General features: G+C 71.6%; 14 protein-coding genes. 8 read left to right on the top strand and 6 right to left on the bottom strand.

All coding sequences use genetic code 11. The annotated features are described in order from the left end of the window. The coding region (locus D8M34_RS08490; protein ID WP_238695627.1) for an alanine racemase at positions 1-286 on the bottom strand (286 nt) is incomplete at its 3' end. A 20-nt stretch (positions 287-306) separates the two neighbouring features. Further along, positions 307-978, bottom strand: a complete 672-nt coding sequence (locus tag D8M34_RS08485) for a M15 family metallopeptidase (RefSeq protein ID WP_126893753.1) — start codon at positions 976-978, stop codon at positions 307-309. Positions 979-1,065: 87 nt separating this feature from the next. Between D8M34_RS08485 and D8M34_RS08480 the strand changes: the two genes are divergently transcribed. Both D8M34_RS08480 and D8M34_RS08475 read left to right on the top strand, forming a co-directional pair. Continuing rightward, a complete protein-coding gene (locus D8M34_RS08480; protein ID WP_126893752.1) occupies positions 1,066-1,737 on the top strand; it encodes a response regulator transcription factor in 672 nt (223 codons plus the stop codon). Then, complete coding sequence (locus tag D8M34_RS08475) at positions 1,730-2,821, top strand: sensor histidine kinase (RefSeq protein WP_025104045.1); 1,092 nt, start codon at positions 1,730-1,732, stop codon at positions 2,819-2,821. Before D8M34_RS08480 ends, D8M34_RS08475 begins: the two co-directional genes overlap by 8 nt. A 70-nt stretch (positions 2,822-2,891) precedes the next feature. Here the strand turns inward: D8M34_RS08475 and D8M34_RS08470 are convergent, their stop codons facing one another. After that, a complete protein-coding gene (locus tag D8M34_RS08470) occupies positions 2,892-4,409 on the bottom strand; it encodes an SDR family oxidoreductase (RefSeq protein WP_025104046.1) in 1,518 nt (505 codons plus the stop codon). A 68-nt stretch (positions 4,410-4,477) separates the two neighbouring features. Here D8M34_RS08470 and D8M34_RS08465 point away from each other — a divergent pair, with 68 nt between their 5' ends. The 6 genes from D8M34_RS08465 (at position 4,478) to D8M34_RS08440 (ending at position 8,270) form a co-directional block, all read left to right on the top strand. Then, positions 4,478-5,548, top strand: a complete 1,071-nt coding sequence (locus D8M34_RS08465) for a M4 family metallopeptidase (protein WP_126893751.1) — start codon at positions 4,478-4,480, stop codon at positions 5,546-5,548. Then, positions 5,523-5,834, top strand: coding sequence for a protealysin inhibitor emfourin (locus D8M34_RS08460; RefSeq protein WP_174235377.1), 312 nt, complete (start codon positions 5,523-5,525; stop codon positions 5,832-5,834). The genes D8M34_RS08465 and D8M34_RS08460 overlap by 26 nt, the downstream gene beginning before the upstream one ends. A 103-nt stretch (positions 5,835-5,937) precedes the next feature. Continuing rightward, entirely contained in the window at positions 5,938-6,159 is a 222-nt protein-coding gene (locus D8M34_RS08455) for a hypothetical protein (protein ID WP_126893749.1), read from the top strand. 99 nt (positions 6,160-6,258) lie between these two features. After that, on the top strand, positions 6,259-7,017 hold the full coding sequence (locus D8M34_RS08450) for a ribonuclease H family protein (RefSeq protein WP_126893748.1): 759 nt from the start codon (positions 6,259-6,261) through the stop codon (positions 7,015-7,017). Positions 7,018-7,045: 28 nt separating this feature from the next. Beyond that, positions 7,046-7,432: a DoxX family protein gene (locus D8M34_RS08445; RefSeq protein WP_126893747.1), complete on the top strand. Its 387-nt coding sequence runs from the start codon at positions 7,046-7,048 to the stop codon at positions 7,430-7,432. 139 nt (positions 7,433-7,571) lie between these two features. Next, entirely contained in the window at positions 7,572-8,270 is a 699-nt protein-coding gene (locus D8M34_RS08440) for a Pr6Pr family membrane protein (protein ID WP_238695625.1), read from the top strand. Here D8M34_RS08440 and D8M34_RS08435 read toward each other — a convergent pair. The 3 genes from D8M34_RS08435 to D8M34_RS08425 all read right to left on the bottom strand — a co-directional run bounded on the left by D8M34_RS08435 (position 8,261) and on the right by D8M34_RS08425 (position 11,083). Beyond that, positions 8,261-9,613, bottom strand: coding sequence for a flavin monoamine oxidase family protein (locus D8M34_RS08435; protein WP_126893746.1), 1,353 nt, complete (start codon positions 9,611-9,613; stop codon positions 8,261-8,263). The genes D8M34_RS08440 and D8M34_RS08435 overlap by 10 nt on opposite strands. Before the next feature lie 95 nt (positions 9,614-9,708). After that, positions 9,709-10,686, bottom strand: a complete 978-nt coding sequence (locus D8M34_RS08430; protein ID WP_126893745.1) for an SRPBCC family protein — start codon at positions 10,684-10,686, stop codon at positions 9,709-9,711. A gap of 1 nt (position 10,687) precedes the next feature. After that, complete coding sequence (locus D8M34_RS08425) at positions 10,688-11,083, bottom strand: ArsR/SmtB family transcription factor (protein ID WP_238695624.1); 396 nt, start codon at positions 11,081-11,083, stop codon at positions 10,688-10,690. Positions 11,084-11,370 lie beyond the last annotated feature (287 nt).

The raw sequence follows: 11,370 nt of genomic DNA, 5'->3' as shown, positions 1-11,370 counted from the left end.
CCGCGCGAGGCGCGTCGATGCCCGCGGGGTGCAGCCAGGCGAGGATCGGCACGCGCAGTCCGGCCTCGCGCAGCGCGACCCCCTCGGCGACGTCGGTGACCCCGAGCCACTCGGCCCCCGCGGCCACGGCGGCGGTCGCCACGGCCACCATGCCATGACCGTACGCGTCGGCCTTGACCACGGCCATGACGGGTACCGCGGCGGCCTCCCGCACGCGGCGGAGGTTCTCGGTCACGGCGGCCGGAAGGGTGGATAGTGTCGGTGCGTCGAGGCGGGACAGGGTCATCCCCTCCGCGAGCACGGCCGTCATCGCTGCATCCTCGGATCTTCGGTGGGGTCGGCGTACGGTGCGGGGCAGCCGTCCTCGACGGCCTCCGGTCGCAGCTCGTAGTGCCAGGACTCGTTGCCGTAGGTCTGGCAGAGGCCGTACCGCCATCCGCGCTGCGTGAGCCAGTCGAGAGTGGGCAGGGGACCGAGGTCGACCGCGTCGCCGGAGACGTGCGCCGAGGTCTCCGCGGTCGCCACCCAGCGGCGCGCCTCCTCCTCCGAGCCGTAGTCGTCGATGGCGTCGCGGAGCAGCTGCTCCTGCAGGGCCGCCGAACGCCATCCGCTGTTCACGAGGAACGTCACCCCGTCGGCCTCCGCATCGGAGGCGGCGCGCTGGAGGGCGTCGAGCAGCGCGGGGTCGAGGTTGCCGACGGCGACCCTGTCGACATCGAACACCGTGGGCTGGTCGCCGTCGCGGATCACGCCGTCGGCCTCGCTCGGGGCGAGCACCGATCCGGTCGGCGTGTGCGGCTCGGAATCGGAACCGGTGGTGGCGGGTGTGACGATCGGGGCGGTCTCGGCGAACGCGGCCGACAGCGACTGCTGCACGGCGACGGCGGCGACCACGGCGAGCGCCAGCACGGAGGCCGTGGTGGCGATCCGCCGACAGCGCCGGGCACGGACGGCTCGGGGGGTGCGGAGGTCGTTCATGATTCCAGTGAAGAGAGCCCTCGGTTGCCACGGCGTATGGCCTTTTCCATACACCGGCGATATGCCGCACTGCGTAGGATCGCTGCCATGCGTGTGCTGATCGTCGAGGACGAGCCCTACCTCGCCGAGGCGGTCCGCGACGGGCTGCGACTGGAGGCGATCGCGGCCGACATCGCCGGCGACGGCGACACCGCGCTCGAGCTCCTGAGCATCAACGCGTACGACATCGCGATCCTCGACCGCGACGTGCCGGGCCCGTCCGGAGACGACATCGCGCGGTGGATCGTCGCCTCGGGCAGCGGCATCCCCATCCTCATGCTCACGGCCGCCGACCGCCTCGACGACAAGGCCTCCGGGTTCGAGCTCGGCGCCGACGACTACCTCACCAAGCCGTTCGAGCTGCGGGAGCTGGTGCTGCGGCTGCGTGCCCTCGACCGCCGCCGACAGCGCGCGCGGCCACCGGTGCTGGAACTCGCCGGGCTGCGCCTGGACCCCTTCCGCCGCGAGGTCTACCGCGACGGCCGGTACGTCGCCCTCACCCGGAAGCAGTTCGCCGTACTGGAGGTGCTCGTCGATGCCGAGGGCGGGGTGGTCAGCGCCGAGGAGCTGCTGGAGCGGGCGTGGGACGAGAACGCCGACCCGTTCACGAACGCCGTCCGCATCACCGTGTCCTCGCTGCGCAAGCGCCTCGGCGAGCCGTGGCTGATCCTCACGGTGCCCGGCGTCGGCTACCGCATCGGGGCCGACGCGGATGCCTAGGCGGCGCGGCCTCAGCGTCCGCCTCAAGCTGACCCTGAGCTACGCGGGCATCGTCGTCGTCTCCGGGCTCCTGCTGCTCGGCGCCGTGGCGCTCTATCTCCTGCGCTACGTGCCGGATGTGCAGATCCCCGTCGTCGAGTTCTTCGTCCCCAACCGCTCGGATCTGATCCGGGCGTTCGTACCCGTCGCCGCGATGGTGATGGTCGCCCTGCTCGCGATCGGTCTCGGCGGCGGCTGGCTGCTCGCCGGACGGATGCTGGCGCCTCTCGACCGCATCGGCGACGCCGCACGGCTCGCGGCGCAGGGCTCCCTGTCGCACCGGATCCGCATGGAGGGCCCGAGCGACGAGTTCCGCGACCTCGCCGACGTCTTCGACACGATGCTCGAGCAGCTGGAGGCGCACGTCGCCGAGCAGCAGCGCTTTGCCGCGAACGCCTCGCACGAGCTGCGGACCCCCTTGGCCATCTCGCAGACCCTCCTCGACGTGGCCCGCACCGATCCCGACCGCGACGTCGACGCCCTGATCGACCGGCTCCACGAGGTCAACACGCGCGCGATCGACCTCACCGAGGCGCTGCTGCTGCTGAGCAGGGCGGATCAGCGCACGTTCCCGCGGACGCTCGTCGACCTGTCGCTCCTGGCAGAGGAATCCGTCGAGGCCCTCCTGCCGCTCGCCGACCGCCGCGGGGTCGAGGTGGAGGTGTCCGGCGTGCCGGCGACCGTGCTCGGCTCCTCCGCCCTGCTGCCGCAGCTCGTCATGAACCTCGTCGCCAACGCGATCGTCCACAACCGCAGCGACGGCGGGGGTTCCGTCGCGGTGCGCACGCATTCCCTGCCGCATGCGGTGGCCCTCGTCGTGGAGAACACCGGTGCGGAGCTGCACGCCTCCCAGGTCGCGACGCTCGTCGAGCCCTTCCAGCGCGGCACCGAGCGCACGCGCGGGCCGGAGCACGCCGGGGTGGGCCTCGGTCTCGCGATCGTGCAGCGCATCACGCAGACCCACGGCGGCACCCTCGTGCTGACACCCCGCACCGGCGGAGGCCTCATCGTGACGGTCTGGTTCCCCCACCCCTACCCCGGCTGACGGTTTTCGAATCGCCCGTTTGGCCCCTTTTCGGCTCCGGATGGAACCATTCAGGCGATTCGAACGGCCGTCACCAGGGGCTGGGCTCGTAGTCCTTGAGGAAGACGCCGTGGATGTCCTCGCCGGCCTCCCCGCGCACGATGGGGTCGTACACCCGGGCGGCGCCGTCGACCAGGTCGAGCGGGGCGTGGAAGCCCTCCTCCGCGAGGCGCACCTTCGTGTAGTGCGGGCGCTCGTCGGTGATCCAGCCGGTGTCGACGGCGGTCATGAGGATGCCGTCCTTCTCCAACATCTCCCCCGCGCTCGTGCGGGTCAGCATGTTCAGCGCGGCCTTCGCCATGTTGGTGTGCGGGTGGCCCGGGCCCTTGTAACGGCGAGAGAACTGTCCCTCCATGGCGGAGACGTTCACGACGTACTTCCGGCGCGACGATGACGCGGCCATCGACGCCCGCAGCCGGCTGATGAGCAGGAACGGAGCGGTCGTGTTGGCGAGCTGCACCTCGAGCATCTCCAGCGGATCGACCTGATCCACCGACTGCACCCAGCTGTTGACGCGGTTCACGTCCGGCACGAGACCGCCCGCATCGATCGCCGTGCCGTCCGCGTGCTTCTCGAGCGAGGAGGAGCCGGGGGCCATCGCGAGCCGCGCGAGGTCTTCGGCCGTGAGCGCCTGTCCCCCCTGCTCCGCGACCGTGCCGCCGAGCGCCGCGACCGACAGCAGCGGATGCGCGTCGACCGAGGCCTGCAGCGCCTGCGGGTGCGGGTCGACGGTGTGCCCGAAGGTCTCCATCTCCGGCAGCGGACCGTCCGGCAGCGGCTGGAGCTCCGCGTCGGCGAGCAGCGAGTACGCCCCCGGCGAGCGGCGGACCGTCTGCGCGGCGTTGTTGATGAGGATGTCGAGCGGGCCCTGCGCGGCGACCGAGTCGGCGAGCCCGATCACCTGAGCGGGGTCGCGGAGGTCGATGCCGACCACGCGCAGCCGGTGCAGCCAGTCGCCCGCGTCCGGGAGGGCCGAGAACCGGCGCACGGCGTCACGCGGGAACCGGGTGGTGATCGTGGTGTGCGCGCCGTCGCGGAGGAGGCGCAGCGCGATGTGCATGCCGATCTTCGCGCGGCCGCCGGTGAGCAGCGCGCGCTTTCCGGTGAGGTCGGTGCGGGCGGTGCGCTTGCCGTGGCTGAAGCGGGCGCAGTCCGGGCAGAGCTGGTGGTAGAACGCGTCGACGAGCGTGTACGGCTGCTTGCAGATGTAGCAGTTGCGCGGCTTGAGGAGCTCGCCGGCGATGGGGGCGTCGATCACACGGGACGCGAGGTCGTGCCCGCGGGTCTCGTCGTCGATGCGGTCGGGGGCGCCGGTGGCGGTGCGGGCGACGACGGCCTTGTCCGCCTCGGCGATCGCATCCCGGATCTCCTTGCGCCGCACGCGCTTGACCGCCTTGAACATGGCCGCGGTCGCGTGGCGCACGGCCACGAAGTCGGGGTGCTCGTTGTCGATGGTGTGCAGCTCGGCGAGGACGCGCAGCGTCGTGGCGAGGTCGTCGGGGTCGATGCCGGGGCCCAGGTCGGGGGTGGCGTCGGGCGCGTCGGTCATTAGGCCGATTTTACGCGACCGTCCTGGGGGTCTCCTGCTGTGTCCGCGCCCCGGCGTAGGGTCGACGCATGAGCAGCGCAGAATCCTCCCCGCATCCCGGCGTCATCCCCTCCTACCTGCTCGCCCGTCTGGCGGAGTCGGGTCGGTTCCCGAAGGCCGCCGCCGCCGCCCGACAGACGCTCACCGCGGGGCGCCCGCCGTTCCGCGCCCGCATCGACCTCTCGATCGACGAGAACGGCGACCTCGTCGCGCAGCTCTCCGATGCGCCGAACCGCACGATCAGCGACGCCGGCAACACCCAGCAGCTCCCGGGGGCCGTGGTCCGCACGGAAGACGATGAGCCCGTCGCCGACACCGCCGTCAACGAGGCGTTCGACAGCCTGGGCGCGACGTTCGAGATGCTGCTCTCCGCGTTCGGCCGCAACTCGCTCGACGACGCCGGCGCTCCTCTCGACGCGACCGTCCACTACGGCGTCGACTACGACAACGCGTTCTGGGACGGCGAGCGCATGGTGTTCGGCGACGGCGACGGCGAGGTGTTCCAGCACTTCACGGGCTCGCTCACCGTGATCGGACATGAGCTCGCCCACGGTGTCGTGCAGCACACGGCGAACCTGGAGTATCAGGGCCAGCCGGGCGCACTGAACGAGTCCGTGGCCGACGTGTTCGGCGCGCTCACCGAGCAGTACGCCCTGGGTCAGTCCGCCGACCAGGCGAGCTGGCTCATCGGGGCGGAGATCTTCACGGATGCGGTGGAGGGCTCAGCTCTCCGCTCCATGATCGCGCCGGGCACGGCCTACGACGACGATGAACTCGGGAAAGACCCGCAGCCCGACCACATGAGCGGATTCGTGCGCACCACCGAGGACAACGGCGGCGTGCACATCAACTCCGGCATCCCGAACCGCGCCTTCGCCCTCTTCGCCCTCGACCTCGGGGGCAACGCCTGGGAGCGCGCCGGCACGGTCTGGTACCGGGCACTCACCGGCGGACTGTCGAGCACCGCGACCTTCACCGAGTTCGCCGACGCCACAGTCGCCGCGGCAGCCACGGTCGATCAGGAGACGGTCGCCGCCGCTCGACGCGCGTGGACGACCGTGGGAGTCTATGAGGGTGACCGAGGACCCGACGCCGCCTGACGCCCCCGTCGTCATCGCCGTCGTGCGCTCGGGAGGTCTCGCCGGCATCCGTCGCCAGTGGCGTGTGGAGGCCGAGCCGCCGGACGCCGAGGAATGGATCGGCCTCATCGACAGCTGCCCCTGGGACGACGACGTCGACACGGAGTCCGGGGCCGACCGGTTCGTCTGGAGCATCCGCGCCCGCACCCCGTCCGAGCGCCGGGAGCGGGAGCTGCCCGACTCCGCCGTGGACGGCCCGTGGCGCACCCTCGTCGACGCGGTGCGCGAGGCGGCGCGCGCGGAGTGAGCCGCGGTCGGAGATTCGCGCTCCCGTCGCAGGATGCCGCCGGATCCCTGCGACCTCGGTGCGAAACTGCGACCCCACGCCGCCCGGGGGTGACAATGGAGGCATGGGACACTTCCAGCAGCGACCGGAGGAAGAAGAGAAGCAGTGGGGACTCCCCTCTGAACCACTCGAGACCTCGGCCGCAGACACGCTCGACGCCGCGCCGGCGCTCGACCCGCTGACCCTCGGCCTCGACACCCCGTCCTCGGTGAGCTCCATCGTGTTCCCCGTCGCCCCGCCCGCCCCCGAGGCCGCGAGCACCGAGAACGCCGACCCCGAGGACTGACACCGCGCGTCGCTGTTTCGCACCCCCGTCGCAGCTTCCGGACCACTCCGTGCGACCGCGGCGCGAAAGGGCGTCCGCGGCCAGCGATACGGTGGACGGATGACCATCACCGCCGCCGCAGACGGCTCCGCCCTGGGCAACCCCGGCCCGAACGGCTGGGCCTGGTACATCGACGACGCGAACTGGGCGGCCGGCGGCTCCCCGCACGGCACGAACAACCAGGGCGAGCTCCGCGCCGTCCTCGAACTGCTCCGGGCGACGGCCGGCACCGACGAGAAGCTCCTGATCGAGTGCGACAGCCGCTACGTGATCGACTCCGTGACGAAGTGGATGCCCGGCTGGAAGCGCCGCGGGTGGCGGAAGTCCGACGGCGGGCCCGTGCTGAACCGCGACCTCCTCGAGGGGATCGACGAGGCCCTGCGCGGTCGGAACGTCGAGTTCTCCTGGGTCAAGGGCCACGCCGGGCACCCGCTGAACGAAGCCGCCGACGAGCGCGCGAACGCAGCCGCCAAGGCCTATCAGCAGAAGCAGGAGCCGCGTCGAGGCCCCGGATTCACCCGCGCGACCGATGCCGGAGCCGCCGTCGCCGCCTCCGCCCCGGTCGCCGCCGCCGCTGCCGAAGCCCCGGCATCCGCCTCGACGACAGCCTCGTCCCGCACCTCGACCCCCGTCGCCGAGGCGGAGTTCGCCGCGCCGCTGTGGGCCGAGGCCTCCGACCTGCTCGACGGACTCGACCTCGCGCAGGACGACCCCATCGTGCTCCAGCTGCCGCTGTCGCCCGACGAGCACGCGCGTCTCCGGGACCGCGCCGAAGCGCAGGGCATCACCCTCGAAGAAGCGCTCCGCCGCCTGATCTGACGGCAACGGCGAGGCGTACACTCGCACCATGTCGACTCCCCGCACCATCGGCCGGATCTTCCTCGGCGCCTCGCTCGTGTTCGCCGGCGTCTCCCACCTCACGTTCGCCCGCGAGGAATTCCAGGCGCAGGTGCCGGAATCGCTGCCGCTCGATCCCGACGCCACGGTGCTCGCGTCCGGCGTCGCGGAGGTCGCGCTCGGCTCCGCTTTGCTGTTCGCCCGTCGCCGCCGTCGCACGGTCGGCACCGTCGCCGCGCTCTTCTTCGCCGCGGTTTTCCCGGGCAATGTGGCGCAGTGGATGCATCATCGCGACGGCTTCGGCCTCGACACCGACATGAAGCGCTTCGTGCGTCTGTTCTTCCAGCCGGTGCTCATCGCGCTGGCCCTGTGGTCGACCCGCGCCCCGCGCCGCTGACCCACCCCGCGAGAGCAGGCCTTCGCGCGAGAACAGGCCCCCACCCCCAGCCACGCCTGAACCCGTGCGGCGGCCTGATGCGGCGTCACCCCGGGTCGGCTCCGTAGACTCGGCGGATGGCGGAAAGGACGAGGCGACGGTGAGCAGGCGCACCGTCTTCGGCCTGCTCCGGCTCACCGCCGCCGCCGTCTGCCTCGTCGCGCTGATCCACCGCCTCGCGTGGGGACTCGCGTCGAACACCATCGCGAGCCAGAACTTCTTCGCGTACCTGACGAACCAGTCGAACATCGCCTTCGTCGTCCTCCTCACCGTCGCCGGAGTCCTCGCGCTGCGGAGAGCCCGCGACCCGCGGTGGCTCACGGTGGCCCTCGCCCTCGTGCTCACCTGGACGATCACGGCGGGACTCGTGTTCGCGATCCTCGTCTGGCAGGCCGGAGTCCGGGGCATCCGCATCGACGTGCCGTGGTCGGATCAGGTGCTGCACTTCTGGCTGCCCGCGGTGACCGTCGCGGCCTGGGCCCTGGCCCCGGGGCATCGGGCGGTGCCGTGGCGCGTGATCCCGGTGACCCTCGCCTACCCGGTGCTGTGGGGCGTCGCGACGCTCATCCGCGGACCGTTGATCGGCTGGTACCCGTACTACTTCCTCGACCCGCGGCAGGTGAGCGGTCCCGTCGAGTTCACCGTCTCCTGCGCGATCGCGCTGGCCGTGTTCGCCGCCGTGGCGACCGCGCTCGTGCTCATCAGCCGCCTGCCGGACCCGTGGGACCGCACTCCTGCCGAGCCTCCTCCCGAGGACCGCGCCCCGGCCGAGGCCGCGCGCGAGCCGGTTCAGGCGTAGAGCGCCAGCGAAGCGAGTGCCGCCTCGACGGCCTCCGCGTCCCCGAGCTCCGCGAAGTCCCGGGCCGCCGCACCGCCCACGATCCCGACGAGCACGTTCTCGCCGGTCGAGGGGCGGAGGTTGATCCACGTAGGGATCGCGATGTCGTCGCCGACCGCGTGCCAGATCGCCTCGTCACCGTCCCAGAACGGCTCGTCCCATCGCAGCCACACCGTCTCGATGGCGCCCATCCCGAGCGCGGAGACGGCGCCGCGGTTGTCGAACGGCAGCGGCGGATCGAACTCGATGCCCTGCTCCTGCAGCACCCCGAGCGGCACCGTCAGCAGCACCCGGTCGAAGGAGAGGGCCTCCCCGGTGCCGAGGCGCACGCTCACTCCGGTGTCGTCCCACGCGAGACGCGTGACCGGCGAGCTCAGCCCCACCTTCACCCCGTCCAGGGCACTCTCGATGAACGGGGTCAGATCGTCGCCGACTCCCTGCAGCGCTGCATCGGGCAGCGGCGGGGCGAACCAGCTCGACAGGTCGGCGGCGTCCGCGCCCGTCCGTGCCGCGAGGAGCGCGAGGAGCGCGGCGGTCGCGGGATCCTCCGGGTCGATGCCGGCCGCCACCAGGGCGTCCGCCACGGAGGAGTCCTGCGGGGCGGACTGCGCCGTGGTCACCGCGGCCTCCACCGGCTGCGGATCCACGGGGTCGACATCACCCTCGGCCGAGCGCCACCGCGCCCCGTCGAGGTCGACGAGGTCCATGTCCCCCTCGTCGATCGTCTCGAGCAGCTCCGCGTCGGCCTCGCCGAACAGCCACGCGCCGAGCTGCACCGGAACCGGCCAGTCGTCCTCCGCGCGGGAGAGGATCCGGCCGCCGACGCGGTCGCGCGCTTCGAACACCGTCACCTGCAGGCCGTCCTCCGCGAGTTGCGCGGCGGCGGTCGCTCCGGCGATCCCGGCGCCGATCACGGCCACCCGCTCGCCGTCCTCGGCGGCGACGGTGAGCTCCCGCGCGGCACGGCGGCCCGAGCGCAGGGCTCCCCGGACGGTACCCGGCGCCTCGTCGTCGGTCGCCTCGCCGGCGAAGAAGAGCCGGTCGTCGACGGGCTGCGCGAGTGCCGCACGGGTCGCGGCGAGCACCCCCACGGGAGTGAAGCTCGCGGCACCCCGGGCGAAGGGGTCGGTGGTCCAGGTGCTGCGGACGCTCCCGCTCGGGGCAGGGACACCGGGCGGCGGCTCCGGTTCGCGCGTGCGGGTGGGGGTCGGCGTCGGTTCCGGCTCCGGGGTGCAGGAGGCGAGAAGCACCGAGACGGCACCGGCTCCGGCGCCGAGGAGCAGGGTACGGCGCGTGATCCTCATCGTGCCGCCACTTTATCCCGCTTTCGCGCAGGCAGAAGCGCCGGAACAGGCGGCTCTCCACGAGAACCGCCTGTTTCGGCGCGAGTGCCTGGGTGTCAGACGGACAGCAGTTCCCGCTCCAGTCGCGCGAACGAGGCCTCCATGCCGTCGGCCATGCCGGTGGCGAGGATCATGTCCCGCGTCTCCTTGTCCGGGTACTCGATGAGCACCGTGACGAGGGTCGCGCCGTCCTCCTCGTAGAGGTTGAGGTCGTTGAGCGTCTCGGTCGGCATGCCCTGCATCCGCTCAGTGGTGACGGCGCGCTTCGGGGCGTCGATCAGCAGCGCCTCCCCCTCGAATCCGAACGGCTCACCCTCCGTGTCGCCCACTGGTGCCCAGGAGTTCCGGTACGACTGGCCGACCTCGGTCGCCGACACGCACTCGGTCATCTCCCACCCGTCCGGGCCGAGCATCCACTGCCGGATGAGGTCGGGCTCGAAGTGGGCACGCCACACCAGCTCGCGCGGACCCTCGACGAGGCGGGTGATACGCACGTGCGTGTCGTCCAGCAGCTCCACCCGGGTGCCCTTGCCCTGTGCGTAGTCGCGGAGGTCCTGCAGCACGGCGTCGAGCTGGGCCATGGCCATCCGGGTGCCCTCCACGGCGCCCATCGCGACGACCTGCTCGAGCGCTTCGGCAGACGTGAAGTGGCTCGTGTTGACCATGCGCGTGCCCTCGGCCGTCGGCTCGAACGTGAAGGTCATGCGCATGGAGGGGAGGTTGGCGTCCGGCGTGCCCTCCTCATCGGCGAACGAGTCGAGCACCGTGAAGCTGCGCGGCGCGTCGATCTCCAGGAACTCCCAGGTGCCGGAGGCCTTCTCCCCGCGGGGACCGTTCATCGTGTAGACGGCTCGCCCGCCGACGGTGTGGTCCCACCGGGTGAAGGTGGCCGGCCACCCGGGAGGACCCCAGAACCGCTCGAGCTGCTGCGGGTCGGTGTAGGCGGCCCAGACGCGCTCGACGGGCGCGGCGAGGTCGGCGACGACGGTCATGGTGAGGTTCTCGGCATCCGTGATGATGTCCGTGACAGGCATGTCAGTCTCCTTGCGATTCGTTGCGTTGACTGCTGGTGGGGTCGGTGGAGGCCGGTCGCTCCCCCGCGGGCGGGGAGGGCTCGGCCAGGAGATCGTCGAGCCGGGCGATGCGCGACCGCCACAGCTCTTCGTATCGGGCGAGGAGCGCCCTGGCGCGGGCGATCATCTCGGGGTTCGCGCGGACGAGCCGCTCGCGTCCCTCGGCGCGCTTGACGATGAGGTTCGCCGCCTCGAGCACGGCCACGTGCTTCTGGACCGCGGCGAACGACATCTCGTACTCGGAGGCGAGGGTCGAGACGGACTGCTCCCGCTCGATCGTCCGGCGCAGGATGTCCCGCCGGGTCGACGTCGCCAGTGCGTGGAACACACGGTCGACCTCCGCTTCGCTCAACTCCATTTGTGCAACCATTTGGTTGTACGTTAGACCCGCGTCGCGAGCGTGTCAAGAGTTTTTCTGTCGGGAACGCGTTCCGGTGACACAACCGGCCTTTAGATGACACACGGCCTTGCTGTCGTGACACCGTGTGTCAGGAAACGCCGATGCCTACCGACGTGACCGGCTCTCTCGGGAGGAACATCAGCACCAGATACAGGAGCGACGGGGCTCCGGTAGCCCCTTCGTCTTCGCATCATCCGAACGCGGATCACGTGCGAGAGGGGCTGCGATGCGGCCAGTCGATGAGG

This window comes from Microbacterium sp. HSID17254 (assembly GCF_003989315.1).
Lineage (GTDB): Bacteria > Actinomycetota > Actinomycetes > Actinomycetales > Microbacteriaceae > Microbacterium.
The sequence above is the reverse complement of the archived record's forward strand: the minus strand, read 5'-3'. Positions and strand labels throughout refer to the sequence as shown.

Bases quoted from the DNA above. Each gene is read 5' to 3' on its own strand.
- D8M34_RS08430 (WP_126893745.1), bottom strand. From the start codon at position 10,686: ATGCCTGTCACGGACATCATCACGGATGCCGAGAACCTCACCATGACC.
- D8M34_RS08480 (WP_126893752.1), top strand. From the start codon at position 1,066: ATGCGTGTGCTGATCGTCGAGGACGAGCCCTACCTCGCCGAGGCGGTC.
- D8M34_RS08475 (WP_025104045.1), top strand. From the start codon at position 1,730: ATGCCTAGGCGGCGCGGCCTCAGCGTCCGCCTCAAGCTGACCCTGAGC.
- D8M34_RS08425 (WP_238695624.1), bottom strand. From the start codon at position 11,083: ATGGAGTTGAGCGAAGCGGAGGTCGACCGTGTGTTCCACGCACTGGCG.
- D8M34_RS08455 (WP_126893749.1), top strand. From the start codon at position 5,938: ATGGGACACTTCCAGCAGCGACCGGAGGAAGAAGAGAAGCAGTGGGGA.
- D8M34_RS08485 (WP_126893753.1), bottom strand. From the start codon at position 978: ATGAACGACCTCCGCACCCCCCGAGCCGTCCGTGCCCGGCGCTGTCGG.
- D8M34_RS08470 (WP_025104046.1), bottom strand. From the start codon at position 4,409: ATGACCGACGCGCCCGACGCCACCCCCGACCTGGGCCCCGGCATCGAC.
- D8M34_RS08450 (WP_126893748.1), top strand. From the start codon at position 6,259: ATGACCATCACCGCCGCCGCAGACGGCTCCGCCCTGGGCAACCCCGGC.
- D8M34_RS08465 (WP_126893751.1), top strand. From the start codon at position 4,478: ATGAGCAGCGCAGAATCCTCCCCGCATCCCGGCGTCATCCCCTCCTAC.
- D8M34_RS08445 (WP_126893747.1), top strand. From the start codon at position 7,046: ATGTCGACTCCCCGCACCATCGGCCGGATCTTCCTCGGCGCCTCGCTC.
- D8M34_RS08435 (WP_126893746.1), bottom strand. From the start codon at position 9,613: ATGAGGATCACGCGCCGTACCCTGCTCCTCGGCGCCGGAGCCGGTGCC.